We start from the raw sequence: 26785 nt of genomic DNA, 5'->3' as shown, positions 1-26785 counted from the left end.
ATCGGGAGTTGGGAATGGGGAATTGGAAAAGCCGGGGCCGGGGTGCTGGGAGTGGGGCGCGGTTGCGATTCCTCATTCCCGATTCCCCATTCCCTGCTACTTGGGCGCCAAGCGCACGCCGCCGTCCAGGCGAATGACTTCGCCGTTGAGATAGCGCGTGCGCAGGATGAAGGCGACGGTTTCGGCGTACTCGTCGGGTTGGCCCAGACGTGAGGGGAACGGGATCGAGGCGGCCAGCGATTGCTGCACGGTTTCGGGCATGCCATCCACCATCGGGGTCCAGAACACGCCGGGCGCAATGGTCATGACGCGGATGCCGAAGCGGGCGAGTTCGCGCGCCATCGGCAAGGTCATCCCGACCACGCCACCCTTGCTGGCAGCATACGCGGCCTGGCCGATCTGGCCCTCGTAGGCGGCCACCGAGGCGGTGTGGATGATCACCCCGCGCTCGCCATCCTCGCCGGCGGCGTTGTGTTGCATCACATCGGCGGCGGCCTTGGCGACATTGAAGCTGCCGACCAGATTGACCATGACGGTGGTGCGGAAGGTGGCCAGCGGCATCGCAGCCTCCTTGCCCAGCACGCGGCCGGCGCCGAGGATGCCGGCGCAGTTAACGGCCAGGTTGAGCCCGCCCAGTGCCTGCGCCGCTTGCGCGACATTGGCGGCGACCTGCGCTTCATCGGTCACGTCGGTGGCGAAATAGTGCGCGTTGCCCGCGCCCAGCAAGGCCAGCGCCGCGTCGGCCTTGTCGGCGTTGACATCGAACAGCGCGACCCTGCCGCCGTCGGCGACGATGCGCTGCGCCACGGCCAGGCCGAGGCCGGAAACGCCGCCGGTGACGATGGCAAGGACAGAAGAAGGCTGCATGCGCGTGGGTTCCTTGAAAGCGGGGATGCCGGCCGGCGATCGGTCGGCGATTCTAGCCGAAGCGCTGATCGCATCGCTGCGCGGCGCAACGCGGGTGGAATGATCAGGCGGCCGCTGCCAGTGCCTTGCCGACCTTGCTGCCGGTTTCCTTGCCCAGCAGTTGCGCCAGCCAGCGTCCAGTACGGGCAAGGGCAGGCAGGTCGATGCCGGTGGGCATGCCCAGGCCATGCAGCAGATAGACCACGTCCTCGCTGGCGACATTGCCGCTGGCACCTTTCGCATACGGGCAGCCACCGGCGCCGGACACGGCCGCATCCACCACGCGCACGCCTTGCTCCAGGCAGGAGGCGATATTGGCCAGCGCCTGGCCGTAGGTGTCGTGGAAGTGCACGGCCAGGGCCTGCATCGGGATGCTGCCGGCCACCGCGGCCAGCATCTGGCGTGCCTTGGCCGGGGTGCCGACGCCGATGGTGTCGCCCAGCGAAATCTCGTAGCAGCCCAGGCGGTACAGCCGCTCGGCCACATCCACCACATCGGCCACCGCCACCTCGCCCTGGTAGGGGCAGCCGAGCACCGTGGACACGTAGCCGCGCACGCGCACGCCGTCCTGCGCGGCCTGCGCCAGGATCGGCCGGAAGCGCTCGATCGATTCGTCGATGCCGGCATTGATATTGGTGCGGTTGAAGGTTTCGGAGGCCGCGGTGAACACCGCCACTTCCTGCGCGCCGGCCGCGTGCGCACGCGCATAGCCCTGCAGGTTCGGCACCAGCACCGGGTAGGCGATGCCGGGCTGGCGGGTGATCCCCGCAAACACCTCGGCCGCATCGGCCAGCTGCGGCACCCAACGCGGGCTGACGAAGCTGGTCGCCTCGATCGTGCGCAACCCGGTGGCCGAGAGCTGGTTGATCAAGGCGATCTTGTCGGCGGTGGCAATCGGGTTGGCTTCGTTCTGCAGGCCGTCGCGCGGGCCCACTTCGACAATGCGTACGAAGTCGCTCATGGGCGGCTCCGGGCCGTGGAGCGCCCTTGCTGCTGACCGGTGCACGGCATGGGGTCGGCTCGATACCAGGACAGCCTCATGCGCTTTCCTCGCTCGCCCACGCAGGCGGGCGCTTGTCGAGGAAGGCGCCCAGGCCTTCCTGGCCTTCCGGCGACACACGCAAGCGGGCGATCAAGGCGGCGTTGGCCGCGTCGATGGCATCGCGTTCGCAATACGGCAGCATGCTGCGTACCAGCGCCTTGGCGCTGCTGGCGGCCTGCGGAGCGGCCGAGAGCAGCAGGCGGATCTGGCGCTGCACCGCAATGTCGAGCTGGTCGGCGGCCACCAATTGATGCAGCAGCCCGAGCGATTGCGCCATGCCGGCATCGAAGATTTCCGCGGTGGCGAACCAGCGCCGCGCCTGGCGCGCGCCGATCGCGGCGATCACGTAGGGCGAAATCACCGCCGGCAGCAGGCCAAGGCGGCTTTCGGTCAGGCCAAAGCGCGCTTCGGTACAGCCGATGGCGATGTCGCAACACGCCACCAGGCCGACGCCGCCGCCGAACGCGGCGCCATTGACGCGCGCAATGGTGGGCTTGGGCAATTCGTCCAGCGTGCGCATCAGCCGCGCCAGCGTCAGTGCATCGGCCGCATTGTCGGCCTCGCTGGCGCTGACCATGCTGCGCATCCAGTGCAGGTCGGCGCCGGCGGAAAACGCCGCGCCGGCACCGGTGACCACCACCACCCGCACCTGCGCATCGGTACCGGCTTGCTGCAGGGCGCCGGTGAGGGCGGCAATCAGGGTCGCGTCGAACGCGTTGTGCACTGCCGGGCGATTGAGCCGCAGCGTACGGACCGCTCCCTGGTCCTCGACGATCAAGCCGGTTTCCTGCATTGCGCATGCGTCCATGAATGGGATGCGAACCATGATAGCCGGCCCACCCGCTGGAGCCATGACGCGGTGCGTCGATGCTAGAATTGAGAACCATTCCTAACAATCAGGCCGTCTTTGTGACGTTGTCGGATATGCCATTGCATCGCGTCGCCACCGTGGAATCCGTGCAGGACCGTCAGCCCAACGACACCATCGCCCGGCGTCTGCGCGAACTAGGCTTCGTGGCGGGGGAAGAGGTAACGGTGCTGGCGATGGGCCCGGTTGGCCGCGAGCCGTTGCTGGTGCAGGTTGGCTATACGCGCTTTGCACTGCGCCGCAGCGAGGCGGCCCGTGTGCAGGTGCGTGACGACGGAGTGGCGGCATGAGCGCGATCGGCCTGCCGATGCGGCTGGCGTTGGTGGGCAACCCCAACAGTGGCAAGACCGCCTTGTTCAACCAGCTGACCGGCAGCCGGCAGAAGGTGGCCAATTACACCGGCGTCACCGTCGAGCGCAAGGAAGGCCATTTCCGTGCGCCCTCCGGGCGCGAGTTTGCGGTGCTGGATCTGCCTGGCGCCTACAGCCTGCAGCCGGCCAGTCTGGACGAGGCGATCACCCGCGATCTGTGCCGCGGTTTTTACCCCGGCGAGCCGGCGCCCGATGTGCTGGTCTATGTGATGGACGCGACCAACCTGCGCCTGCACCTGCGCTTTGCGCTGGAGCTGCGTGAGCTGGGCCGCCCGATGATCGTGGCGCTGAACATGATGGATGCCGCCCAGCGGCGCGGCATCGTCATCGACTTGCCCGCACTGGAGCAGGCGCTCGGTGTGCCGGTGGTCGAGACGGTGGCGGTGCGGCGCGGCGGCGCCAAGGCGCTGGTCGAGCGCATCGACGCGCAGGCCGCGCACCTGGCTGCCCCCACCGCCACGCCGCCGGCCGATGGCAACTATCACGCCCAGGTGCGGCAGATCCTGAGCGCGGCGGTGACCATGCCCACGCGCACCTCGCGTGTGGACGATGCGTTGGACCGCTGGCTGCTGCACCCGGTGTGGGGGCTGGTGACGCTGGCGGTGGTGATGTTCCTGATCTTCCAGGCGGTGTACGCCTGGGCCACCCCGGTGATGGACCTGATCGACGGCGGCACCGCGATGCTGGGCGAGTGGGTCGGCACCCACATGGCCGAAGGCCCGCTCAACAGCCTGCTCAAGGACGGCATCATCGCTGGCCTGGGTGGGGTGATCGTCTTCCTGCCGCAGATCCTGATCCTGTTCGCCTTCATCCTGGCGCTGGAAGAGTCCGGCTACCTGCCGCGCGCGGCGTTCCTGCTCGATCGCATGATGGCCTCGGCAGGCCTGTCTGGGCGCTCCTTCATTCCGCTGCTGTCGAGCTTTGCCTGCGCGGTGCCCGGCATCATGTCCACCCGCAGCATCCAGGACCCACGCGACCGCCTGGCCACCATCATGGTGGCGCCGCTGATGACCTGCTCGGCGCGGTTGCCGGTGTATGCGCTACTGATCGGCGCCTTCATTCCGCAAAAAACGGTGTGGGGCATCTTCAATCAGCAGGGGCTGATCCTGTTCGCGCTGTATGCCGCGGCCATCGTCAGTGCGCTGCTGGTGTCGTGGACGATGAAGAAGTGGCGCCGCGACAAGAGCGAGCATCCGTTGATGCTGGAGCTGCCGTCCTACCGTGTGCCGCAGCTGCGCGATCTGGCGCTGGGCCTGTGGGAGCGCGCGGTGATCTTCCTCAAGCGCGTGGGCGGCATCATCCTGGCGCTGACCATTCTGTTGTGGTTCCTGCTGTCGTTCCCGGCCGCACCAGCCAATGCCACGTTGCCCGCAATCGACTACAGCTTCGCCGGGCGGATCGGCCATGCGATGGCGGTGTTCTTCGCGCCGCTGGGCTTCAACTGGCAGATCTGCATTGCGCTGATTCCCGGCCTGGCGGCGCGCGAGGTGGCGGTGGCGTCGCTGGCCACGGTCTATGCGTTGTCCGCAGCCGATGACGACGCGGCCGCGCAGGCGCTGTCGCCGTTGATCAGCGACGGCTGGTCGCTGGCCACCGCGTTGTCGTTGCTGGTCTGGTACATCTACGCACCGATGTGCATCTCCACGCTGGCCACGATCAAGCGCGAAACCAACTCGTGGAAACAGATGACCATCAGCGCGGTTTACCTGTTCGCGCTGGCCTATCTGGCCTCGCTGGTGACCTACCAGCTTGCCGTGTTGTTCGGAGCCGGCTGAGATGTCGTTGACCCTGCAATACGTGATCATCGCGCTCGCCGTGCTGGTGAGCGCATGGGTGGTGATGAAAAAACAATTCCCCGGCACGCTGCGGCGTCTGCGCGGCGCGCTTGCGCTCGCCTTGGTGCGCGAGGGCCGCCCCGCGTGGATGCAGGCAATGGGGCGCCGCGTCGCACCGCCCGCCGGGCAGGGCGCGGCCGCCTGCGGTGGCTGTGACAGTTGCGGGCCGAAGACGCCGCGCAGCCACTGACGGCCGGCAGCGCCTTCGCTACACTTGCGCGGCCGCAGGACGCGGCAGTCCAGGGGAAAGGCGATGCGTGTGTTGGTGTTGCTGGCCGTATTGGCAGCGATTGCGGGGATTTATAACTACGGTGGCAATGCGCTGGACGAGCAGCAGGTGCGCGATCTGTATGCCGCGCACGACAAGGCGATGCTGGCCCAGGATGGTGAGGCCTTGTGCGCCATGACCGCACCGGATTTCGAGATGGTGGTGCTGTACCGCATGGATTCGCACCAGCAGCGCCGCACCACCTCGCGCGAAAAATACTGCAAGGCCAATGGCGAGTGGGCGCAGGCGCTGCGCCAGGTGCATGCGTCGGTCAACCTGGGAGACGTGATGGACTACAAGCACTCCATCACCAAGATCGAGATTGCACCGGACGAAGCCTCGGCCATGGTCGAAACCCGCGCCACGATCGGGTTGCCCGGCATGCGCATGACCTTGCGCAGCCGCGACAAGGTGATTCGCAAGCGCTGGAAAACTCTGGTGGAACGCAGCGAAGGCACCGCCTGGGTCGGGCCCGCGTACGACTGAGCGCGGCGCGCGCGCCGCCTTTGGTGCGCGGGAGCACTGGCGCTTTCAGCATCGTGCGGCAGTGAGCGCGCCAAGCAGTGATGCCATGCGCTGCCGAATGCACGCATGGCAGCGCAATCACGCGGTAAACAATCGTAGTCAGGCCGCACCGCGTTCGCTGCAGCGCACAGCGCGTTGGCGGCGGGCAGTCGCTATGCTTGGTTGATGACGACCTCTTTCCAGATCTCCCGACGTGCGCAGGCGCTGACCAGTTCGGCGATTCGCGAAATCCTCAAGATCACCGAACGGCCGGAGGTGATTTCCTTTGCCGGCGGCCTGCCGTCGCCGGCCACGTTCCCGGTGGAGCGCATGCGTGCGGCCAGCGACCAGGTGCTGCGCGATGCGCCGCAGGCGGCGCTGCAATACGGCCCCACCGAAGGGTATCTGCCGCTGCGCGAGTGGGTCGCCGCGCGGCTGAGCCGTGACGGTGCCAGCATCCGCCCGACCCAGGTGCTGATCACCACCGGATCGCAGCAGGGGCTGGATCTGCTGGGCAAGATATTCATCGACGAAGGCAGCAAGGTGCTGGTGGAGACGCCGAGCTATCTCGGTGCATTGCAGGCGTTTTCGCTGTTCCAGCCCAACTTTGCCGGCATGCCGTCCGATGCCGATGGCGTGGTGGTGGATGCACTGGACCCCTCGCTGTTGGCCGATGCGCGCTTTCTGTATTGCCTGCCCAATTTCCAGAACCCCACCGGGCGCCGGCTGCCGCTGTCGCGCCGCCAGGCGCTGGTGGCGCGGGCTGCGGAGGCGGGCGTGCCGATCGTCGAAGACGACCCGTACGGCGAGCTGTACTACAGCGGCGAGCCGCTGCCGAGCCTGTTGTCGATGCACCCGGACGGGGTGATCTACATGGGCTCGTTCTCCAAGGTGCTGGCGCCCGGTCTGCGCCTGGGCTACGTGGTGGCACCGGAGGCAGTGCTGGGCAAGTTGATCCAGGCCAAGCAGGCGGCCGATCTGCATACGCCGTCGTTTACCCAGCGCGTGGTGCACTCCACGTTGCAGGACGATTTCCTGGATACGCATATTCCGCAGATCCGCGCGCTGTATGCGCGGCAATGCAGCCTGATGCTGGAGGCGCTGGAGCGGCACTTTCCGCCGCAGGTGCAGTGGAATCGTCCCGACGGCGGCATGTTCCTGTGGGTGACGCTGCCGCAGGGCCTGGATGCCAGCGTGCTGCTGGCGCGTGCGATCGCGCGCAATGTCGCGTTTGTGCCCGGCGCGCCGTTCTTCGCCACCTTGCCGCAGACCAATACGCTGCGGCTGTCGTTCGTTACCGTGCCGGGCGAACGCATCGATGCCGGCATCCAGGTGCTCGGCGAATTGCTGCGTGAGGCATTGGCGGAGCTGCCGGGGCAGGGCGCGTGAGCGCTGCGGAGGCACGCCTCGTCACGCCGGCGCAGTTGACGCGGATCGACAGCGTGGCCACCGGCGTGGCGCGTGACTTCACCCGCCCGGGCAGCCGCAGTGCGATCGACAAGCGCATGGTCACGCGGCCGCTGCAGATCTGTGCCGAAGGATTGGAGGGCGACGAGCAGGGCGACCGCCGCGTGCATGGCGGTCCCGACAAGGCGATCCACCATTACCCGCGCGACCACTATGCGGCGTGGCAGGCCGAGATCGGCGCGCATGCGTTGCTGGAGGCGGCCGGCGCGTTCGGCGAAAACCTCAGCAGCCTCGGCCTGACCGAGGCCGATGTCTGCCTGGGTGATCGCCTGGCGCTGGGCAGTGCGGTGGTGGAGGTGTCGCAACTGCGGCAACCGTGCTGGAAACTTTCCGACCGCTTCGGCCTGCGCGACATGGCGCGCCGCGTCCAGGACAGTGGCCGCACCGGCTGGTATTACCGCGTGTTGCAGCCCGGGCAGCTGGCGGCCGGCGATGCGCTGACGCTGCTGGAACGCCCGCATCCGCAGTGGACGCTGTCGCGTGTGCAGCAGGTGCTGTATGCGCGCGAGGTGGATGCCGAGGCCATTACCGCGGTGTTGCAGCTGCCGCTGGTGCCGTCGTGGCGCGCGTTGTTCGAGCGCCGCCTGCAGCGCCGCGAAGTGGAGAGTTGGGGCGCGCGCTTGCACGGCGCTGTCGATCCGGGGTGAGCGCTGGCGTCACGCGCAGCAGGCGGTTGCCGGTTCATCTTGTGAAACCGTTGCCGCCTCGCTAGCCTGACCCCATGACAACTTCTCCCGTGAAAGTTCTGATCCACGGTGCCTCCGGGCGCATGGGCAAGGCATTGCTGCGATTGGCCGCCGAAGACGACGCCTTGCACGTCGTCGGTGCGGTGGTGGGGCGGTCGCCCTCGCAGCGTGTGGTGGATGGCGTGCCGTACTTCGCCGCCAACGAACTGGGCGGTGCGCCGGCGTTCGATGTGGCGATCGACTTCAGCCTGCCGCAGGGCTTTGCGCCGATCCTGGCGTTGTGCGTGCAGCGCGGCAAACCGCTGGTCTCGGGCACCACCGGGCTGGACGAGGCGCAGCGGGCCGGCTTGCTGCAGGCTGCGGGCCAGATTCCGCTGGTCTGGGCGTCCAATTTCAGCCTGGGCGTGGCGGTGCTCACCGAACTGGTGGAGCGCGCCGCCGGCAGCCTGCCGGGCTGGGACTGCGACATCATCGAAGCCCATCACGTGCACAAGCAGGACGCCCCCTCGGGCACTGCGCTGACGCTGGGCGAGGCTGCCACCGGTAGCGGGGCCCAGCCGCGGTTTGCCAGCGTGCGTGCCGGTGACATCGTCGGCGAGCACAGCGTGCAGTTCACCGGGCTGGGTGAACGCGTCGAGCTGATCCACCGCGCCACCAACCGCGACATCTTCGCGCGCGGTGCGTTGCATGCGGCCAAGCGCCTGCTCGGCAAGCCGCCGGGCAGTTACCGGGTGCGCGATCTGGTGCTGTAAACGCGGGCGTCGGTTACATGAATGGACGCATGCCAGCGGGCCGTATTCACCTGGCAGCGATGCGGCGCCTGCGCTGATCGGTGTGCCGCGCACTGGCATGCCGGGGCACTTGCCTTTACAATTCTCGCTTGCCCGAACCTAGCGTCGGACCGGTCCCCAGCACCGCGTCCGCGCTTTGCTGCAACCGGAATTTGGCCGGGAGCGCATCGGAGTCCCAGGCAGCCAGAGCGAGACCCCACGTGACCCAACCCGCAATCCTTGTCCTCGAAGACGGCACCGTGTTCGAGGGCGAATCCGTAGGCGCCAACGGGCTATCCGTCGGCGAAGTGGTGTTCAACACCGCCATGACCGGTTACCAGGAAGTCCTGACCGATCCGTCCTACGCCCGCCAGATGGTCACGCTGACCTATCCGCATATCGGCAACACCGGTTTCAACGATCAGGACGACGAGGCCAAGCAGGTGTGGGCCGCCGGCCTGATCGTGCGCGATGTGCCGCGCCGCCCCAGCAGCTGGCGCAACCAGGTGGCGCTGCCGGATTGGTTGCAGACCCGCGGCGTGGTGGCCATCTCCGGCATCGACACCCGCAAGCTGACCCGTCTGCTGCGCGAGAAGGGTGCGCAGAACGGTGCACTGATGGCCGGCGAGATCGATGTCGAAAAGGCATTGGAAGCCGCGCGCAAGTTCCCCGGCCTGAAGGGCATGGACCTGGCCAAGGTGGTCTCCACCGAAACCACCTATCAGTGGCAGGAAGGTCAGCTGGATCTAAACGCGAACGCCTTCGTGCAGGCCGAGCTCAAGTTCAAGGTCGTGGCCTACGACTACGGCGTCAAGATCAACATCCTGCGCATGCTGGCCGAGCGCGGTTGCGAGGTCACCGTGGTACCGGCGCAGACGCCGGTGGCCGAGGTGCTGGCGCTGCAGCCCGATGGCGTGTTCCTGTCCAATGGCCCCGGCGACCCGGAGCCGTGCGATTACGCGATCACCGCGATCCAGGAATTGATCGCCAAGAAGGTGCCCACCTTCGGCATCTGCCTGGGCCACCAGTTGCTGGCGCTCGCCGCCGGCGCCAAGACGGTCAAGATGGCCACCGGCCACCACGGCGCGAATCACCCCGTGCAGGATCTGGAGGGTGGCCGGGTGATGATCACCTCGCAGAACCATGGCTTTGCGGTGGACGAAACCACGCTACCGGCCAACGTGCGGGTGACCCATCGCTCGCTGTTCGATGGCACCAACCAGGGCATCGCCCTGACCGACGCGCCGGCGTTCTCGTTCCAGGGCCACCCGGAAGCCTCGCCGGGCCCGCGCGATGTCGGGCCGTTGTTCGATCGGTTTGTCGCATCGATGGCCGAGGCGAAGTCTTGATGCGGGTATGCCTGCTGCTGGCGCTGTCCTGCACGGTGGGCGTGGTGCATGCCGCGCCAGCCAGCGACGGCGCGGTCAAGACGCTGGTGACCCGGTTGGGCATGGGCGGGCTTGGAACCGACATGGCCGAATTGACGGTCAAGAGCACGCCATCGTTGAGCGCGCTGGATGATGCGCAGCGTGTCTGCGCGCGCAAGCCGATTCAGGACATGATCGACCAAGGCTTTCGCAGCTCGATGATCGCCGGTCTCGGCGACGACGGCGCGCAGGTGGTTGCCGATTGGGCGCAGTTTCTGGACACCTCCGCCGGCAAGTCGCTGGCGAGCGTGTTTGCCGGTTCCAACGCGCAGACGATTGCCGACAGGGCCGGTGCAGGGCTGAACGAGAAGGCACGTGCCGAGCTGGACACGTTCCTGCGCAGCCCCTCCGGCGCACGCCTGATGGCCGCGCTGGATGCCGCCTCGCCGATGCCCGACGACCACGAAGCACGCATGGCGAAAGACCTGAAGGCGCAGTGCGGCATCGTGCTGACCGCCGATGCCGTTTCCTGATCGACAGCGTCCGATCACTCCCCCTATTTGTCACGCTGTCCAGACTTAGAGAAGACAATGCCAAAGCGCACCGACCTTAAAACCATCCTGATCATCGGCGCTGGCCCGATCGTCATCGGCCAGGCCTGCGAGTTCGACTACTCCGGCGCGCAGGCGTGCAAGGCGCTGCGCGACGAGGGTTATCGCGTGGTGCTGGTCAACAGCAATCCGGCCACGATCATGACCGACCCGAACATGGCCGACGCCGTGTACATCGAGCCGATCAACTGGCAGACGGTCGAGAAGATCATCGCCAAGGAAAAGCCCGATGCCCTGCTGCCGACGATGGGCGGCCAGACCGCGCTGAACTGCGCGCTGGACCTGGCCGACCACGGCGTGCTGGAGAAGTACAACGTCGAGCTGATCGGTGCCAAGCGCGAAGCGATCCGCATGGCCGAAGACCGCGAGCTGTTCCGCGTGGCAATGGGCGAGATCGGCCTGGATTGCCCCCGGGCCGAAGTGGCGCACACGCTGGAAGAAGCGCTGGATATCCAGACCCGCGTCGGCTACCCGACCATCATCCGCCCCAGCTTCACCCTGGGCGGCAGCGGTGGCGGCATCGCTTATAACCGCGAAGAGCTGATCGACATCGTCGGCCGCGGCCTGGAACTGTCGCCGACCACCGAAGTGCTGGTGGAAGAATCGGTGCTGGGCTGGAAGGAATTCGAGATGGAAGTTGTGCGCGATACCGCGGACAACTGCATCATCGTGTGCGCGATCGAAAACCTCGACCCGATGGGCGTGCACACCGGTGACTCGATCACCGTGGCGCCGGCGCAGACGCTCACCGACAAGGAATATCAGCGCCTGCGCGATGCCTCGATCGCGGTGCTGCGCAAGATCGGCGTGGATACCGGCGGCTCCAACGTGCAGTTCGGCATCAGCCCGACCACCGGCCGCGTGGTGGTGATCGAAATGAATCCGCGTGTGTCGCGTTCCTCGGCGCTGGCGTCCAAGGCCACCGGCTTCCCGATCGCCAAGGTCGCCGCCAAGCTGGCGGTGGGCTACACGCTGGACGAGTTGAAGAACGAGATCACCGGTGGCCTGACCCCGGCCTCGTTCGAGCCGTCGATCGATTACGTGGTCACCAAGATTCCGCGCTTTGCCTTTGAAAAATTCCCGCAGGCCGATGCACGCCTGACCACGCAGATGAAGTCGGTCGGCGAAGTCATGGCGATGGGCCGCACCTTCCAGGAATCGCTGCAGAAAGCGCTGCGTGGCCTGGAAACCGGCAAGATCGGCCTGGACCCGACCGGCCTGGATCTGGGCAGCGAAGACGACATGGCCGCGCTCAAGCGCGAGCTGAAGGCTCCGGGCCCGGAGCGTCTGTTCTACGTGGGCGATGCGTTCCGTGCCGGCATGAGCGTGGCCGATGTGTATGCGCTGTCGTTCATCGACCCCTGGTTCCTGGACCAGATCGAAGAGCTGATCAGCCTCGAGCAGCAGCTTGCCGACGATGGGATGGCGGCACTGGATGCCCCACGCCTGCGCCTGCTCAAGCGCGCCGGTTTCTCCGACGCACGCCTGGCCGAGCTGATCGGCACCAACGAAGAAGCCGTGCGCACGCTGCGCCGCGCGCTCAAGGTGCGCCCGGTGTACAAGCGCGTGGACTCGTGCGCGGCCGAATTCGCCACCAGCACTGCGTACCTGTATTCGACCTACGAGGACGAGTGCGAAGCGCTGCCGAGCAACCGCGACAAGATCATGATCCTGGGCGGTGGCCCCAACCGCATCGGGCAGGGCATCGAGTTCGACTACTGCTGCGTGCACGCGGCACTGGCGCTGCGCGATGACGGCTTCGAGACCATCATGGTCAACTGCAACCCGGAAACCGTCTCCACCGACTACGACACCTCCGACCGCCTGTACTTCGAGCCGCTGACGCTGGAAGACGTGCTGGAGATCGTCGAGCTGGAGCAGCCCAAGGGCGTGATCGTGCAGTACGGCGGCCAGACCCCGCTGAAGCTGGCGCGTGCGCTGGAAGCCAACGGCGTGCCGGTGATCGGTACCTCGCCGGACTCGATCGATCTGGCGGAAGATCGCGAGCGCTTCCAGCAGCTGGTCGACAAGCTGGGCCTGAAGCAGCCGCCGAACCGCATTGCCCGCAATGCCGACGAGGCCTTGGTGCTGGCGCGCGAAATCGGCTACCCCTTGGTGGTACGCCCGAGCTATGTGCTGGGCGGCCGCGCGATGGAAATCGTGTATGGCGAATCCGACCTGGCGCGCTATGTGCGCGATGCGGTGAAGGTCTCCAACGATTCGCCGGTGTTGCTGGACCGCTTTCTCGATAACGCGGTGGAAGTGGACGTGGACATCATTGCCGACAAGGACGGCAACGTGCTGATCGGCGGGGTGATGGAGCACATCGAAGAAGCCGGCGTGCATTCGGGCGATTCGTCCTGCTCGCTGCCGCCGTATTCGCTGTCGGCCGAAACCCAGGCCGAGCTGCGTCGCCAGGTGGTGATGCTGGCCGAAGGCCTGAATGTGGTCGGCCTGATGAACACGCAGTTCGCGGTGCAGGTCAACGACGCCGGCGATGACATCGTGTACCTGCTGGAAGTGAACCCGCGTGCCTCGCGCACCGTGCCGTTCGTGTCCAAGGCCACCGGCATGCCGCTGGCCAAGATCGCTGCGCGCTGCATGGCCGGCAAGACGCTGGCCGAGCAGGGCGCCACCAAGGAAATCGTGCCGGACTACTACTCGGTGAAGGAGGCGATCTTCCCGTTCGCCAAGTTCCAGGGCGTGGACCCGATCCTCGGGCCGGAGATGCGCTCCACCGGTGAGGTGATGGGCGTGGGCCGCAGTTTCGGCGCCGCGTTTGCGCGCGCGCAGGAAGCCGGCGGCATCAAGGCGCCGCCGCTGGGCAAGGCCTTCGTGTCGGTGCGTGACCCGGACAAGCAGCGCGTGTTGCCGGTGGCCCAGGCCCTGGTGGAGCGCGGCTTCACCCTGGTGGCCACGCGTGGCACCGGTGCGTGGTTGCAGCAGCACGGCCTGAGCTGCGAGATCGTCAACAAGGTGGCCGAAGGGCGGCCGCATATCGTCGACTCGATCAAGAACGGCGAGATCGTCTACATCGTCAACACCACCGAAGGGCGCGCGGCGATCTCCGATTCGTTCTCGATCCGTCGTGAAGCGCTGCAGCATCGCGTGACCTATTCGACCACCGTCGCCGGCGCCAAGGCGCTGGTGCATTCACTGGAATTCCGCGGCACCGGCCCCGTCTGGTCGCTGCAGGAACTGCACAAGGAGCTGGAAGCATGAGAGCCCCCATGACGTCCAAGGGCGCGCAGCGTCTGCGCGAGGAACTGGACCACCTGAAGTCGGTCAAGCGCCCGGCGGTGATCACCGCGATTGCCGAAGCGCGTGCGCACGGCGACCTCAAGGAAAACGCCGAGTACCACGCCGCGCGCGAGCAGCAGAGCTTCATCGAAGGCCGCATCAAGCAGCTGGAGGGCGAGCTGTCGCATGCCGAGATCATCGACATCACCAAGCTGGCGGCTGGCACCAAGATCGTGTTCGGTGCCACCGTGACGCTGGCCGATACCGAAACCGACGAAGAGAAGCGCTACCAGATCGTTGGCGATCTGGAAGCCGACATCAAGCTGGGCCTGATCGCGATCTCCTCACCGCTGGCGCGTGCGCTGATCGGCAAGCTGGAAGGCGATTCGGTGACCATCGATGCGCCGGCCGGGCAGCGCGAATACGAAGTCGTCAGTGTGGCGTATCTCGACTGATCGATGACCACCGCGACCCTGCTGCTGCCGGAACGCCGCCGCCTGCCCGGAACCCTGGGCGATGCAGCGGTGGCGCGTGCACTGGCGCGCGCCGATGTGCAGCCGGCCGAGGCTGGCGAAGTGGCGCAGTTGCAGCGCCATTTCGCGCTCACCCCGCACCAGTGGCCTGTGGCGGCGCTGACGCGTCAGCTCGATGCCGGCGACGCCGCTGGCGCGACCTGGGTCCGCGCTGATCCGGCCTATGTGGTGCCGGACATGCAGGGCGCGCGCTTGATGGGTTACGGCGAAGCACTGGGCGCCACCGCCGAAGATCTGGTAATGCTGTTGCCGGTGCTCAAGCCGATGTTTGGCGATGCCGGCTTTCTGCTGGATGCACCCACGCCCTCGCGCTGGTATCTGCGGCTGTCGCCGGATGCACAGCTGCCGGAGTTCGCCTCACCCGAAGCGGCGATCGGTGAAGACCTGTTCGATCATTTGCCGGCCGGCGACACGGGCCGGCGCTGGCGCGCGCTGCTGACCGAAGCCCAGGTGGTGCTGCACCAGCATCCCTGGAACGAGGGGCGTGTGGCCAGCGGCAAGCCGCCGATCAATTCGCTGTGGTTCTGGGGTGGCGGCGTGTTGCCGCACGCAGTGACCTCGCCGCACCGCCAGGTACGCAGCCGCGATTCGTTGCTGCGTTCGCTGGCGCTTGCCGCAGGTGCCGATGCGCAGGGCGAGCAGCGCGTGGATGCGCTGGTGGATCTGCGCCACCTGCGCTCGCTGGAGCAGTTCAGTGCCGATGCGGTGGCGCCATTGCTCGCCGCCATCGCGCGCGGCGAACTCGATCGCCTGGTGCTGGATTTCCAGGACGGCGAGACCCTGACGCTGCAGCGCACGCAGCGCTGGCGGTTCTGGCGGAAGCCGCGCCTGCAGCTGGTGCAATGACCTCCAGCCCCACGATTGTGCGACGCCCGCCCGGGCAGGGCGGCACCTGGCCCGACGCAATGCTGCCGTTGTTGCGGCGGATCTACGCCGCGCGCGGCGTGGTCGATGTGCAGGGCGCGCACCCGCGGCTCGGCCAGCTGTTGTCGCCGGAGTTGTTGCACAACAGCCGCGTCGCCGCCGAACTGTTGGCCGATGCGATCGCCGCACAACGCCGCATCCTGGTGGTAGGTGACTTCGATTGCGATGGCGCTACCGCGTGCGCAGTCGGCGTGCGCGGTCTGCGCATGCTGGGCGCGCTGGATGTGCACCATGCGGTGCCCAATCGCATGGTGCATGGCTATGGCCTGTCGCCGGCGCTGGTGGACGAACTGGCCGCGCTGCAGCCGGATCTGCTGGTCACCGTCGATCACGGCATCGCCTGCCATGCCGGTGTTGCGGCGGCCAAGGCACGCGGCTGGACCGTGCTGGTCACAGATCACCATTTGCCCGGCGAGGTCTTGCCGCCGGCCGATGCGATCGTGGACCCCAACCTGGTGCAGGACAGTTTCCCGAGCAAGACGCTGGCCGGGGTCGGGGTGATCTTCTACGTGCTGCTCGCCTTGCGTGGCGTGTTGCGCGCGCGCGGGGCCTTTGCCGAGCGCGCAGAACCGGACCTGTCGGTGCTGCTGGATCTGGTGGCGGTGGGCACGGTGGCCGATCTGGTGCCGCTGGACACCAATAACCGCGCACTGGTGTCTGCGGGCCTGCGCCGCCTGCGTGAAGGCAAAGGCTGCATCGGCCTGCGTGCGTTGATCGACGCCAGCGGCCGCGATGCGGCGCGGTTGAGTGCCAGCGATATCGGGTTTGCGTTGGCGCCACGTCTCAACGCCGCCGGCCGGCTCGAAGACATGGCGCTGGGCATCGAACTGTTGCTGTGCGAGGACTGGAGCCGGGCGCGCGAGATCGCAGGTCTGCTGGAAGAAATCAACGCCGAGCGCCGCGCGGTGCAGCAGTTGATGACCGACGATGCCGAGCAGGCCGTCACCAAGGTGATGCTGGCTGCCGACGGTGCGCTGCCGATGGCCGCCTGCCTGTTCGACCCCGAATGGCACCCAGGCGTGATCGGCCTGGTTGCCTCCAAACTCAAGGACCGCCTGCACCGTCCGGTGATCGCGCTGGCACCGGCCGAGCCGGGCAGCGACCAGTTGCGCGGCTCGGCGCGCTCCATTCCCGGCCTGCATATCCGCGACGTGCTGGCGGCGGTGGATGCGCGCCATCCGGGCTTGATCCAGAAGTTCGGCGGGCATGCGATGGCGGCCGGCCTGAGCCTGGAGCACCGCGCGCTGGCCGCGTTCGAGCAGGCGTTTCAGACCCAGGTGCAGGCGATGGTCGATGCCTCGCTGTTGCAGGCCGAATTGCACAGCGATGGCGAGCTGGCCGCGCACGAACTCGATCATCTGCATGCCGAAGCGCTGCGTGCCGCCGGGCCGTGGGGGCAGGGCTTTCCCGAACCGCTGTTCGATGGGCAATTCGAGGTGCTGCAATGGCGCCTGCTCAAGGAGCGCCACCTCAAGCTGACCTTGCGCTGCGCCGGGCGCGCCGAGCCGCTCAACGCCATCCACTTCAATGGCTGGCGCGGCAGCGAGCCAGCGCGCACGGTGCGCATCGCCTATCGACTGGTCGGCGACGACTACCGCGGTGGCACTGCGGTACAGCTCATCGTCGAGCACTGCGAGCCGGCGGCGTCAGCGGGTTGAGCGGTGCGCTCCGGGCGCAGGCCTGGCGCGATCTGCCGTGCTGCAGACCGCGCCGTTGACGATGCGCCGGCCGGGTGATCGGGCAGGTTATTGTTTGACGTCGGCCACCACGGTTGGCAGCTCCCAGGCGCCGCCGGCGGCGACCAGCCGGCACAGGCCGGAGGTGGACTTGGAGGTCAGCACGAAGCGGCGGCCATCCCAGGTCCACGCTGCCTGGCTGTAGCAGTCGCCCAGGCCGCGACCCTTCTGCGACTCCAGGATGGTGGCGCCATCCAGATCGCTGGCATGTAGGGTCACCAGGGTTGGGGTGAACGGTGCGCGCGCATTCACAACCCAGAAGCCGGTGCCGATGTTGTACGCGCCCATCCAGCAATCGGTGGAAACCAGCAGCTTGTCGTTGGTCAGGCGCGTGACGTTCAGCGGTTCCGACGCATCGCTGGCGTCGAGCCCCTTGCACTCCTCATCGGCAGGAAGGGTGGCGCGCAGCGCCTGATACAGCGCCGGCAGCGTGCCCAGGCGTGCGTCGCCTGCCTGCGCTGCGGCGAGCTTGGCCGCGCGGACCTGGGGTGCCGGCAATGGCGGCAGCACGGCGGTTTCGTCGCGGTCGCCCTTGCGCACCAGTGCCCCGCGCGTGCCGATCCGGCCCTGGAATTCGTCCATTTTCAGCAGCACCGCGGCCGCGCCGCGATCGGACAACTGCCAGCGCCGGCCATCGTTGCCGAGCGCCACGATCTTGCTGCTGCGTGGCAACGCCGCCAGCAGCGCGCCGACCTGCGCACTGGTCAGCACCGCAGTGCCGCGCTTGCCATCCAGCGCCAGCTTGCCCTGGTTGCGCTGATCGATCTGCAGGCTAAGCGAGGCCGGCATCTTGACCTTGTCGTACTGGCCCAACATCAGCTCCGCCGTCACCGCCTGGCCGGCACCGGCCTTGCGGGTGAGCAACACCGAAACCGGCGGGTCGCTGTCATCGGCCTGGTAGCCGGCAGCGCGGCAGGTGCGGGTGTTGTCGCAGGCGATGGTCCAGTCGTCGTGACTGAAATCGACGCTGGTGGCAGGCGCGGCGAGCGCGGCGACAGGCGAGAGCAACAACAGGGCGGTACACAGGGAAGGGCGCATCGATGATCTTCAACAACAGGAACGGAAGCGCATCTTGCGTGCCGCCGGCAGTTGCCGTCCATCCCGCGGCGGAGTACGGTTGGCGCGGGTTAGGGCAATGTGCCGCGTTGATCGCGCTGCCTAGGCTCGCCTGGGTGCTCAGCAGCCGCAGAAACACCCGTGCCCACAGCGGGCGCGGCGCGGGGACGCGCTGGCACGCCGAACAACGGACGCAGCCAACGCAGGCGGCGGATGACCAGCTCATGCAGCAACAGGCATCCGGCCACGGTCGCCGCCAGCACCAGGGCCGGCTCCAGCCACGCACCGAGTTTGAACGGCGCCAGCCAGTACAACGCGACGATGATCAGGCTCTGATGCAGGATGTACCAGGGAAACACGGCCTCGGTGCAGTACGGCAACCAGGCGAACGGGCGGTTGAGGCGATGCCGCGCCCAGCCCAGCAAAGCGAGCAAGGCCAGCCACGTACCAGCCACGTATAGGCAGCGCGCGCGAGGCGCTCGATCACCCCCAGCGGCAGCGCGGCCAGCGCGGTTTGCAAGCCGGCCGGCAGTAGCGATTGGCCGCCCGCCCGCAAGGTCAGCTCCACCGTGATTGCCAGCACCGCGCTCGCCAAGGTGAGCCAGCGCAGCTGCACCGCCCAGCGCCAAAAGCGCGCGTTATGCGCCAGCAGATAGCCCAACAGGAACAACGGGAGCGATTCGGCATGCACGAACCAGTCGCCGACCAATGCGTGGGTGGGCGGGTAGCGCGGCAGCACCCACAGCACACAGATGCTTTCCCACAGGATGGGCAGCAGCAAGAGCGCCGGTACCAGCACGGCGGCGGGCAGCCGTGGCAGTGCCAGCGTCGGCAGCGCGCGGGCCAGCGCCATTAGCGCCAGGAGCAACAGCGTGTACGGCAGCAAGTAGGCCAGATACCACAGATGGTTCCAGGTGATGCCGTGCTCCCAGCCATCGAAGCTGCCGGCCGGCCAGGGACGCACCTGCCAATAGCGCAGCAGGAAGGCGCCAAAGCCCGGGCTGACCTTTCCATTCGTCACGCCCTGGCAGTACGCCTGCACCGCCACCACCACGAACATGCCGAACAGCAATGGAGGCAATAACCGGCCGCAGCGTCGCCATGCGAACTGCCACGGCGCGCGTTCCGCACGCGCCAGCCCGATCGCAATGCCGGAGATCATAAACAGCAGCGGCATGCGCCAGCGGTTGAGAACGATCATCGGCGCCTGTAACCACTCGGTGGTATAGGCACTCTTGAGGTGGAACTCCCAGCCGGCCACGTAGGCCATGCCCACGTGATAGAGGATCAGCAGGGCGAAGGCGAAGACGCGCAAGGCATCGATATCGTGGCGGCGCTCGTTCATGATGGTGTCGTTGGAAGGCGTGCCCGCACCCTCGGCAATCTGGCCCCATACAGCTGCGCCAAGGGAGCAATGCCGTCCCTGTGTGACCAGTTGCGGTCCCACGGGGACGGCGAGCGGGCGATTGGCCCGAGATGCGCGAATAGTTTCACCCGAGCGAAGGCCGGCTCTGGCGTCGCTACGTCGCCGTCTCTTTCTTTATGACGGGAGCCGCGCGCAGCCTTGTCATCGCTGGCAGGCCAGAAAGCGGCCGTAGCCAGCGCTGTCTGCGGATGACCTCGTAGCCCGCCAGGCACAGCGCGGCGGTCACGACGATCAGCGTCGCACTCTCGACCAGTTGCGGCAGTGCCGGTGGCTTCAGGGAATGCGCCAGGACCACGATGATGGTCTGATGCAGCACATAGACCGGAAACACGGCAGCGGTGAGATAACGCAAGGCGGCGCCGTCTGCATGACGGAAACGGTAGGCAAAGCCCAGGACGGCGGCGATCGCGCACCACTGGTCGACCGCCCACAGCACCCGCAAGAGCAGGCGCAGCGTGGTGGGCGCGGGATGCGCGTCATCGTAAATGGATAAATACAAGGTGTGGATCATCAACGCATAGCTGCAAACGGCCAGCAGCAGTGCCACCCAGCGCAGGCGTTGCAGCGACTCCCAGACGCTGGTCATTGGCGCAATCAGCACTCCGATCAGGAAGATCGGCAGGTACTGCGCGTGGTTGTACCAATCGTCGAACAGCCAATGGGTCTGCTCGAAGCGAGCCACCAGCAGCAGACGTGCCAGCGCCAGGAGCGTCACCGGTACCAGCAACACCCGCCAGCCCCGAACTTCCCGCGCGGTCCATGCGCGTATCCGCACCATCGCGTCGGCAGGAAGCAGACGCCAAAGGAACCAGGCCACCAGCGTGTAAGCCCACAGGTAAGGCAGGAACCACAGATGGTTCCAGGTCGGCAGGCGCAGACAGTCGCCGTCGGTGCCACAGAATCCTTGGTGGGGCTCAGATACTTTGCATAAAACGCCAGGTAGCCCTCGTGGTAGCCGCCGGGTCATTGTTCCACCACTTGATAATAGGACTGTGGCGGCACGATCACGGCCATGCCGAACAACAGCGGCAGCAGCAACTGGCGCGATCGTCGATATAGCAAGCCCTCCGGCCTGCTGCGCAGCATGAAGGCTGTGGCGACACCGGAAATCAGGAACGGCAGCGACATCCGCCACGGGCTACTGAGCAGCATGACCGGCTGCAGCATCAGCTGGGTGGTGGGACTTTTGACGTGCCAGTCCCAGGTCACGTAGTCCATGCCGACGTGGTAAAGCACCAGCAGGCCAAACGCGATGACGCGCAGCCAGTCCAGATCGTGACGCCTTTGCATTGGCTGCCTCTGCCATCGCCGATAGGGGGCCAACTACATGGGGCGGCGCTTTAGGCGGCCAGCGGATAGGGGCGATATCGGGAGATTCAGGGAACGGCGTCCGCACTGGAGGCGACCAGCCGTGCCAGCCCTAGAATATGGGGATGAGCACTGACCCCGCCCGCACGACCCTGGAGCGCTTTCTGCCGTGGCAGCGCAGCGCAGGCATGTTCTTCTGGCTACTGGTGGTGGTGGTCAACGCCAGCGGCAACGCGGTCACCGAGTTGATGGATCGCCGGCGCGCCGGGCTGCCGATCCAAAGCTGGGAGCCCTGGGTCTGGGAGCTGTCCAGCGGCCTGGTCTGGCTGCTGATGCTCGTCCCCGTCATTGGCTGGTTCACGCGCAAGCTGCCGTTGCATCTGGATACCTGGTGGCGCCGGCTGCCCTGGTATCTGTTGCTGAGCGTGGCAGTCTCGGTGGTGCACGTCCTGACGATGGTCGGGCTACGCATGCTGGCCTATCGGCTGCTGGGCGAGCATTACGATTTCGGCGCGTGGCCGCAGGAACTGGTCTACGAATATCTCAAGGACGTGCGCACCTTCGTGATCATCGTCGCGTGCATGCACGGCTACCGGTTTCTGTTGCGGCGCTTGCAGGGCGAAGTGCGGCTGCTGGCTGCGCCCGACGAAGGCGCGCCGGTGGAGTCGCTCGAGCGCCCCGGACGCTTTCTGGTTCGTAAGTTGGGGCGCGATTTCCTGGTCGCCGCCGCCGATATCGAATGGCTGCAGGCGTCCGGCAATTACGTCAATCTACATGTGCGCGGGCACGATTATCCGCTGCGCAGCACGATGACGGCGATCGAGGCGAAGCTCGATCCGGCCGTGTTCGTGCGGATCCATCGCAGCTACATCGTCAACCTGGGCTGCGTGGTTTCCATCGAGCCGCTGGACGCCGGCGAGGCGCGCGTGCACCTGTCCGGCAATGGCCCGCTGCCGTGCAGCCGCCGTTACCTGGCGTCGCTGCGGCGGGCCGCCGGCCATGCCGAGGCGCCAGCGGTGCCGGTTGTGCCGGGCTGAACTGGATGGCCACCGCGTTCCGCCGTCGCCGCCCGCTTGCTAAACTACCGGGCTTGTTTGCCGGAAGTCCGTCATGATCGAAACCAATCCGATCCGCCAGCGCATCACCGATCTCAACGATCGCGTGCTCTCGCTCAGGGGGTATCTTTGACTACGACGTCAAGAAAGAGCGTCTAGAGGAAGTCAGCCGGGAGCTTGAGAGCCCCGATGTCTGGAACGACGCCGAGCGCGCCCAGGCGCTGGGACGCGAGCGCTCCATGCTGGAAAAGACCGTCATCGGCATCGCCGATGTGCTGGCCGGCCTCACCGATGCCGGCGAGTTGCTGGACCTGGCCGAGAGCGAGCAGGACGAAGACACCGCCGTGGCGGTGATCGCCGACCTGGACAAGTACCAGGCGCACGTCGAAAAGCTGGAATTCCAGCGCATGTTCTCCGGCCAGATGGACGGCGCCAACGCGTTCGTCGACATCCAGGCCGGCGCCGGCGGTACCGAAGCCCAGGACTGGGCGGAAATCCTGCTGCGCATGTATCTGCGCTGGGCCGAGTCGCGCGGCTGGAAGACCGAGCTGATGGAAGTGTCCGGCGGCGAAGTCGCGGGCATCAAGTCGGCCACGATCCGCATCGAAGGCGAGTACGCCTATGGCTGGTTGAAGACCGAGATCGGCGTGCACCGGCTGGTGCGCAAGTCGCCGTTCGACTCCGACAACCGCCGGCATACCAGCTTCACCTCGGTGTTCGTGTCGCCGGAAGTGGACGACAACATCGAGATCGACATCAATCCGGCCGATCTGCGTACCGACGTTTACCGCTCCTCGGGTGCCGGCGGCCAGCACGTCAACAAGACCGAGTCGGCGGTGCGCATCACGCATATTCCGACCAATACCGTGGTCGCCTGCCAGACCGGCCGCAGCCAGCACCAGAACCGCGACAACGCGATGAAGATGCTGGCCGCCAAGTTGTACGAGCTGGAAGTGCAGAAGCGCAACGTCGAGCGCGATGCGCTGGAAGCGACCAAGTCCGACATCGGCTGGGGCAGCCAGATCCGCAACTATGTGCTCGACCAGAGCCGTATCAAGGATCTGCGCACCGGCATCGAACGCAGCGACACCCAGAAGGTGCTCGATGGCGATCTGGACGAATTCGTCGAAGCCAGCCTCAAGGCCGGCCTGGCGGCGGGCTCCAAGCGCCTGGATGCCTGAGTGCGGTGCGCCGGTGCGGCGGTAATGTCGCACCGGCGCACTGCAGCACTGCGGAGACCGCGTCGCTCGCCAGCGACGCCTTGCGATCTCACACCACGCGACACCGCTACGCGATCGTTCCATCGCGCTGCACCGTCGCAGCGGCGCCGACCCCACCGGCGCCTTACCCCCACCGGGCCCGTGCCCGACCCATTGCAGATCGATTCCCGCCATGACCGAACAGACCCCCACGCCGCAGCTCCCCGCCGACGAGAACAGCCTCATCGCCGAGCGGCGCGCGAAACTGGGCGCGTTGCGCGGCCAGGGCATCGCCTATCCGAACGATTTCGTGCGCACCCACTTTGCCGGCGACCTGCAGGCCGAGTTCGCCGAGGCCGAAACCTGGACTGCCGAAGCGCTGGAAGCAGCCGACCGCAGCGTCAAGCTGGCGGGCCGGTTGATGGCCAAGCGGGTGATGGGCAAGGCCAGCTTCGCGCAGATCCAGGACGAGTCCGGGCGCGTGCAGTTGTTCCTGCAGGGCAATGTGCTGGGCGATGCCTACACCGCCTTCAAGGGCTGGGACGTGGGCGACATCGTGGCGGTGGAGGGCGGGCTGACCCGCACCAAGACCGGCGAGCTGTCGGTCAAGGCCACTGCGCTGCGTTTGCTGACCAAGTCGCTGCGTCCGCTGCCGGACAAGTGGCACGGCCTGTCGGACGTGGAGCAGCGCTATCGCCAGCGCTATGTGGACCTGATCGTCACCCCGGAAGCGCGCGAGGTCTTCATCAAGCGCTCCAAGATCATCCGCGCCATCCGCGCCTGGCTGGACGCGCGCCGCTTCCTGGAAGTTGAAACGCCGATGATGCATTACATCCCCGGCGGCGCCACTGCCAAGCCGTTCACCACCCACCACAACGCACTGGATCTGGACCTGTACCTGCGCGTGGCCCCGGAGCTGTACCTCAAGCGGCTGGTGGTCGGTGGGCTGGAGCGCGTCTACGAGATCAACCGCAATTTCCGCAACGAAGGCGTGTCGACCCGGCACAACCCCGAGTTCACCATGCTCGAGCTCTACGAGGCCTATGCCACGTACCACGAGATCATGGACCTGACCGAGCAGGTGATCCGCGACACCGCCCAGGGCGTACTCGGCACCACCCAGGTCAGCTGGGACGGCGCCGACATTGATTTGGCGCCGGCTTTCAGACGCTGGCGCATGGATGAGGCGGTGCGCCACCACAACCCGGAGATCAGCGCGGCCGATTGCACCGACCGCGCGGCGCTGCTGCGCCATTGCGAGCGGCTCAAGATCAAGGTCAAGCCGTCCTACGGCTGGGGCAAGCTGCTGCTGGAAATCTTCGAGGCCACCGTCGAACACACGCTGGTGCAGCCGACTTTCATCACCGACCATCCGGTCGAGGTGTCGCCGCTGGCACGCGCCAGCGACACCGAGCCGGGGTATACCGACCGCTTCGAGCTCTTCATCAATGGCAAGGAGCTGGCCAACGGGTTCTCGGAGCTCAACGACCCGGAAGACCAGGCGGCGCGTTTCCAGGCCCAGGTGCAGGCGAAGGACGGCGGCGACGACGAAGCCATGCATTACGACGCCGATTACATCCGTGCCCTGGAGTACGGAATGGCGCCGACCGGCGGGCTGGGCATCGGTATCGATCGGCTGGTGATGCTGCTGACCGGCAGTACCTCCATTCGTGACGTGCTGCTGTTCCCCTACATGCGCCCGGAAGCCTGATTTTTTTGTGCCGCCGCGTGCCGACGGCACAGATACTGCATATGCTAGGGCGGAGCTCCGGTCACGGTATGGCCGGAGGAGTCGGTACAGGGACCGACGTCGTCGCTTTCCCGTTCTCGAACGAGAGGAGAAACGGTTATGCAGGATGTTTTAGGGAATCCGGCGGGTGTATCTTCGGCGGAGACATGGGGAAGCTGGTCGGAAAAGGCGGATCTGGGATTGAACATCGTCATTGTCGATGACCAGATGTCCGCGCGGACAATGCTGCGTCATGTCATCGAAGACATCGCGCCGGAGTTGAAGGTCTACGATTTCGGCGATCCGCTGGACGCGCTGTCCTGGTGCGAAGCTGGTCGCGTGGATCTGTTGCTGCTCGATTACCGGATGCCGGGCATGGATGGGCTGGAGTTCGCGCGGCGGCTGCGCCGTTTGCCGAGCCACCGCGACATTCCGATCATCCTGATCACCATCGTCGGCGACGAGCCGATCCGCCAGGCGGCGCTGGAAGCGGGCGTGATCGATTTCCTGGTCAAGCCGATCCGGCCGCGCGAACTGCGCGCCCGTTGCTCGAACCTGTTGCAGTTGCGCCAGCAGAGCGAGAGCGTCAAGCAACGTGCGCTGTCGCTGGAGCAACGCCTGCTTGCGAGCATGAACGAGGTCGAAGAGCGCGAACGCGAAACGCTTTCGCGCCTGGCACGCGCCATCGAATACCGCGACGGCGGCACCAGTGCCTTCCTGGAGCGGATGTCGCACGTGGCCGGCCTGGTGGCCGAGCAGCTGGGCTTGTCCGAAGAAGAAGTGCGCATCATCGAGATGGCCGCGCCACTGCACGACATGGGCAAGATCGCCATTCCCGATTCGGTGCTGCTCAAGCCGGGCAAGCTCACCGAAGACGAAATGAACGTGATGAAGCGCCACCCGCGCATCGGCTATGAGCTGCTCAGCGGCAGCCAGAACCGCTTCATCCAGGTGGGCGCGCTGATCGCGCTACGCCATCACGAGCGTTACGATGGCAGCGGTTATCCCGACGGCCTGGTGGGCGAGGCGATACCGCTGGAAGCACGCATCGTGGCAGTGGCCGACGTCTTCGACGCACTGCTCTCGGCACGGCCTTACAAGGAAGCATGGACGATGGACGCAGCACTAGCCTACCTGTACGCCCAACGCGGTCGGCTGTTCGACCCGCGCTGCGTGGACGCACTGCTGCGCGGGCGCGCGCAACTGGAGCAGATCTGCGGACAGTTCTCCACCGCATCGGCGCGTCCTGGGGTGTGAGGTGAGGGCGGTGCTCAGCCAGCTGCGTGCTCGACTTGCCCGGCGCGCCGACAGCGAGCACGGTCAAGCCCTGGTACGCATCACGCTGATTGCGCTGATCCTGGTCTACACGCTGATCAGCGCTCCCCGATGGCCGGTCTCCGGGCGCCAGTTGCAGCAGCTGTTCTGTCTGATCGCGATCGGTCAGGCGACAGCAGTGCTGATCTTTTGCCGGATTGTGGCAAGCCCACCGCGCTCGCATCTGCGGCGGACGCTTGGGATGCTCGCCGACTATGGCTTGATCGGGCTGGCAATGACCTGGATGGGCGCACCGATGGCCTTTCTATACGTCGTGTTGCTCTGGATCACGATCGGCAATGGGCTGCGCTTCGGCAGCGAGACGCTGCATACCGCTGTTGCCATGGCCACGCTCAGCTTCGGCACGACGCTTGCCAATAGCACGTATTGGCAGGGCCAGCTTGGCTTGGGGATCGCGCTTCTGGGTGCGCTGATCGTGGTTCCTATGTCATTGTTGCGTACGCTACGCGAGCGGGACCAGGCAATGGCCGGGTCGCCAGCAGCAGGTATCGACGCTGCTTCGCAGCACGGAAGGATCCCAACCCCATCGACGCCGCCGCGCGTCTGAGG

General features: G+C 66.5%; 24 protein-coding genes and 1 pseudogene. 18 read left to right on the top strand and 7 right to left on the bottom strand.

What is annotated here, in order from left to right; translation table 11 throughout:
• Positions 1-96: 96 nt before the first annotated feature.
• The 3 genes from ACCQ09_RS11970 to ACCQ09_RS11960 form a co-directional block, all read right to left on the bottom strand.
• A complete protein-coding gene (locus tag ACCQ09_RS11970) occupies positions 97-867 on the bottom strand; it encodes an SDR family oxidoreductase (protein WP_040941381.1) in 771 nt (256 codons plus the stop codon).
• 103 nt (positions 868-970) lie between these two features.
• Entirely contained in the window at positions 971-1867 is an 897-nt protein-coding gene (locus tag ACCQ09_RS11965) for a hydroxymethylglutaryl-CoA lyase (RefSeq protein ID WP_040941380.1), read from the bottom strand.
• A 76-nt stretch (positions 1868-1943) separates the two neighbouring features.
• A complete protein-coding gene (locus ACCQ09_RS11960; RefSeq protein ID WP_040941379.1) occupies positions 1944-2741 on the bottom strand; it encodes an enoyl-CoA hydratase-related protein in 798 nt (265 codons plus the stop codon).
• Between the two features lie 116 nt (positions 2742-2857).
• Between ACCQ09_RS11960 and ACCQ09_RS11955 the strand changes: the two genes are divergently transcribed.
• The 13 genes from ACCQ09_RS11955 to recJ all read left to right on the top strand — a co-directional run bounded on the left by ACCQ09_RS11955 (position 2858) and on the right by recJ (position 17050).
• On the top strand, positions 2858-3106 hold the full coding sequence (locus tag ACCQ09_RS11955) for a FeoA family protein (RefSeq protein WP_011037004.1): 249 nt from the start codon (positions 2858-2860) through the stop codon (positions 3104-3106).
• Complete coding sequence (feoB, locus tag ACCQ09_RS11950; RefSeq protein WP_011037005.1) at positions 3103-4962, top strand: ferrous iron transporter B; 1860 nt, start codon at positions 3103-3105, stop codon at positions 4960-4962. The genes ACCQ09_RS11955 and feoB overlap by 4 nt, the downstream gene beginning before the upstream one ends.
• 1 nt (position 4963) lies before the next feature.
• On the top strand, positions 4964-5212 hold the full coding sequence (locus ACCQ09_RS11945; RefSeq protein ID WP_011037006.1) for a DUF6587 family protein: 249 nt from the start codon (positions 4964-4966) through the stop codon (positions 5210-5212).
• Between the two features lie 63 nt (positions 5213-5275).
• On the top strand, positions 5276-5776 hold the full coding sequence (locus ACCQ09_RS11940) for a nuclear transport factor 2 family protein (protein ID WP_019237696.1): 501 nt from the start codon (positions 5276-5278) through the stop codon (positions 5774-5776).
• 204 nt (positions 5777-5980) lie between these two features.
• Complete coding sequence (locus tag ACCQ09_RS11935; protein WP_040941378.1) at positions 5981-7183, top strand: aminotransferase-like domain-containing protein; 1203 nt, start codon at positions 5981-5983, stop codon at positions 7181-7183.
• Positions 7180-7908 (top strand): MOSC domain-containing protein, encoded by a 729-nt coding sequence (locus tag ACCQ09_RS11930; RefSeq protein ID WP_040941377.1) that lies wholly within the window; start codon positions 7180-7182, stop codon positions 7906-7908. Before ACCQ09_RS11935 ends, ACCQ09_RS11930 begins: the two co-directional genes overlap by 4 nt.
• A 74-nt stretch (positions 7909-7982) precedes the next feature.
• A complete protein-coding gene (gene dapB, locus ACCQ09_RS11925) occupies positions 7983-8699 on the top strand; it encodes a 4-hydroxy-tetrahydrodipicolinate reductase (protein ID WP_011037010.1) in 717 nt (238 codons plus the stop codon).
• Between the two features lie 239 nt (positions 8700-8938).
• A complete protein-coding gene (gene carA / locus ACCQ09_RS11920; RefSeq protein ID WP_040941376.1) occupies positions 8939-10066 on the top strand; it encodes a glutamine-hydrolyzing carbamoyl-phosphate synthase small subunit in 1128 nt (375 codons plus the stop codon).
• Entirely contained in the window at positions 10066-10617 is a 552-nt protein-coding gene (locus ACCQ09_RS11915; RefSeq protein ID WP_040941375.1) for a hypothetical protein, read from the top strand. The genes carA and ACCQ09_RS11915 overlap by 1 nt, the downstream gene beginning before the upstream one ends.
• Before the next feature lie 57 nt (positions 10618-10674).
• Positions 10675-13917 carry a carbamoyl-phosphate synthase large subunit gene (carB, locus tag ACCQ09_RS11910; RefSeq protein WP_011037013.1) on the top strand — a complete coding sequence of 1081 codons (3243 nt, stop codon included), beginning with the start codon at positions 10675-10677 and terminating at the stop codon, positions 13915-13917.
• Between the two features lie 8 nt (positions 13918-13925).
• A complete protein-coding gene (gene greA, locus ACCQ09_RS11905) occupies positions 13926-14390 on the top strand; it encodes a transcription elongation factor GreA (protein ID WP_014507602.1) in 465 nt (154 codons plus the stop codon).
• A 3-nt stretch (positions 14391-14393) separates the two neighbouring features.
• The gene (locus ACCQ09_RS11900) at positions 14394-15314 is read left to right on the top strand and encodes a phosphoglycerate mutase (RefSeq protein WP_040941374.1); all 921 of its coding nucleotides are present in this window, start codon (positions 14394-14396) and stop codon (positions 15312-15314) included.
• Positions 15311-17050: a single-stranded-DNA-specific exonuclease RecJ gene (gene recJ, locus ACCQ09_RS11895; protein WP_040941373.1), complete on the top strand. Its 1740-nt coding sequence runs from the start codon at positions 15311-15313 to the stop codon at positions 17048-17050. The genes ACCQ09_RS11900 and recJ overlap by 4 nt, the downstream gene beginning before the upstream one ends.
• 87 nt (positions 17051-17137) lie before the next feature.
• Here the strand turns inward: recJ and ACCQ09_RS11890 are convergent, their stop codons facing one another.
• The 4 genes and pseudogenes from ACCQ09_RS11890 to ACCQ09_RS11875 all read right to left on the bottom strand — a co-directional run bounded on the left by ACCQ09_RS11890 (position 17138) and on the right by ACCQ09_RS11875 (position 20900).
• Positions 17138-18166 (bottom strand): DUF1176 domain-containing protein, encoded by a 1029-nt coding sequence (locus ACCQ09_RS11890; protein ID WP_011037017.1) that lies wholly within the window; start codon positions 18164-18166, stop codon positions 17138-17140.
• Positions 18167-18255: 89 nt separating this feature from the next.
• A pseudogene (locus ACCQ09_RS11885) lies at positions 18256-19529 on the bottom strand (acyltransferase family protein).
• 175 nt (positions 19530-19704) lie between these two features.
• A complete protein-coding gene (locus ACCQ09_RS11880; RefSeq protein WP_323370235.1) occupies positions 19705-20427 on the bottom strand; it encodes an acyltransferase family protein in 723 nt (240 codons plus the stop codon).
• A gap of 146 nt (positions 20428-20573) precedes the next feature.
• The gene (locus ACCQ09_RS11875; protein WP_267129919.1) at positions 20574-20900 is read right to left on the bottom strand and encodes an acyltransferase family protein; all 327 of its coding nucleotides are present in this window, start codon (positions 20898-20900) and stop codon (positions 20574-20576) included.
• Between the two features lie 206 nt (positions 20901-21106).
• Between ACCQ09_RS11875 and ACCQ09_RS11870 the strand changes: the two genes are divergently transcribed.
• The 5 genes from ACCQ09_RS11870 to ACCQ09_RS11850 all read left to right on the top strand — a co-directional run bounded on the left by ACCQ09_RS11870 (position 21107) and on the right by ACCQ09_RS11850 (position 26783).
• The gene (locus tag ACCQ09_RS11870; RefSeq protein WP_227971156.1) at positions 21107-21955 is read left to right on the top strand and encodes a LytTR family DNA-binding domain-containing protein; all 849 of its coding nucleotides are present in this window, start codon (positions 21107-21109) and stop codon (positions 21953-21955) included.
• Positions 21956-22028: 73 nt separating this feature from the next.
• Positions 22029-23154, top strand: a protein-coding gene (gene prfB / locus ACCQ09_RS11865) for a peptide chain release factor 2 (RefSeq protein ID WP_100097357.1) whose coding sequence is annotated in 2 segments (ribosomal slippage) — positions 22029-22103 and positions 22105-23154 — 1125 coding nt in all. Because the reading frame shifts where the segments join, the coding sequence is not laid out codon by codon here.
• 211 nt (positions 23155-23365) lie between these two features.
• Positions 23366-24883 carry a lysine--tRNA ligase gene (gene lysS, locus ACCQ09_RS11860; protein ID WP_075285726.1) on the top strand — a complete coding sequence of 506 codons (1518 nt, stop codon included), beginning with the start codon at positions 23366-23368 and terminating at the stop codon, positions 24881-24883.
• A gap of 138 nt (positions 24884-25021) precedes the next feature.
• Positions 25022-26158: a cyclic di-GMP phosphodiesterase response regulator RpfG gene (gene rpfG / locus ACCQ09_RS11855; protein WP_011037024.1), complete on the top strand. Its 1137-nt coding sequence runs from the start codon at positions 25022-25024 to the stop codon at positions 26156-26158.
• Positions 26159-26168: 10 nt separating this feature from the next.
• Entirely contained in the window at positions 26169-26783 is a 615-nt protein-coding gene (locus ACCQ09_RS11850) for a hypothetical protein (RefSeq protein WP_040942322.1), read from the top strand.
• Positions 26784-26785 lie beyond the last annotated feature (2 nt).

Source organism: Xanthomonas sp. NCPPB 2586, assembly GCF_041475775.2.
Taxonomy (GTDB): Bacteria; Pseudomonadota; Gammaproteobacteria; order Xanthomonadales; family Xanthomonadaceae; genus Xanthomonas; species Xanthomonas campestris.
Note: the sequence above shows the minus strand (reverse complement) of the source record. Positions and strands in the feature narration are given on the sequence as shown.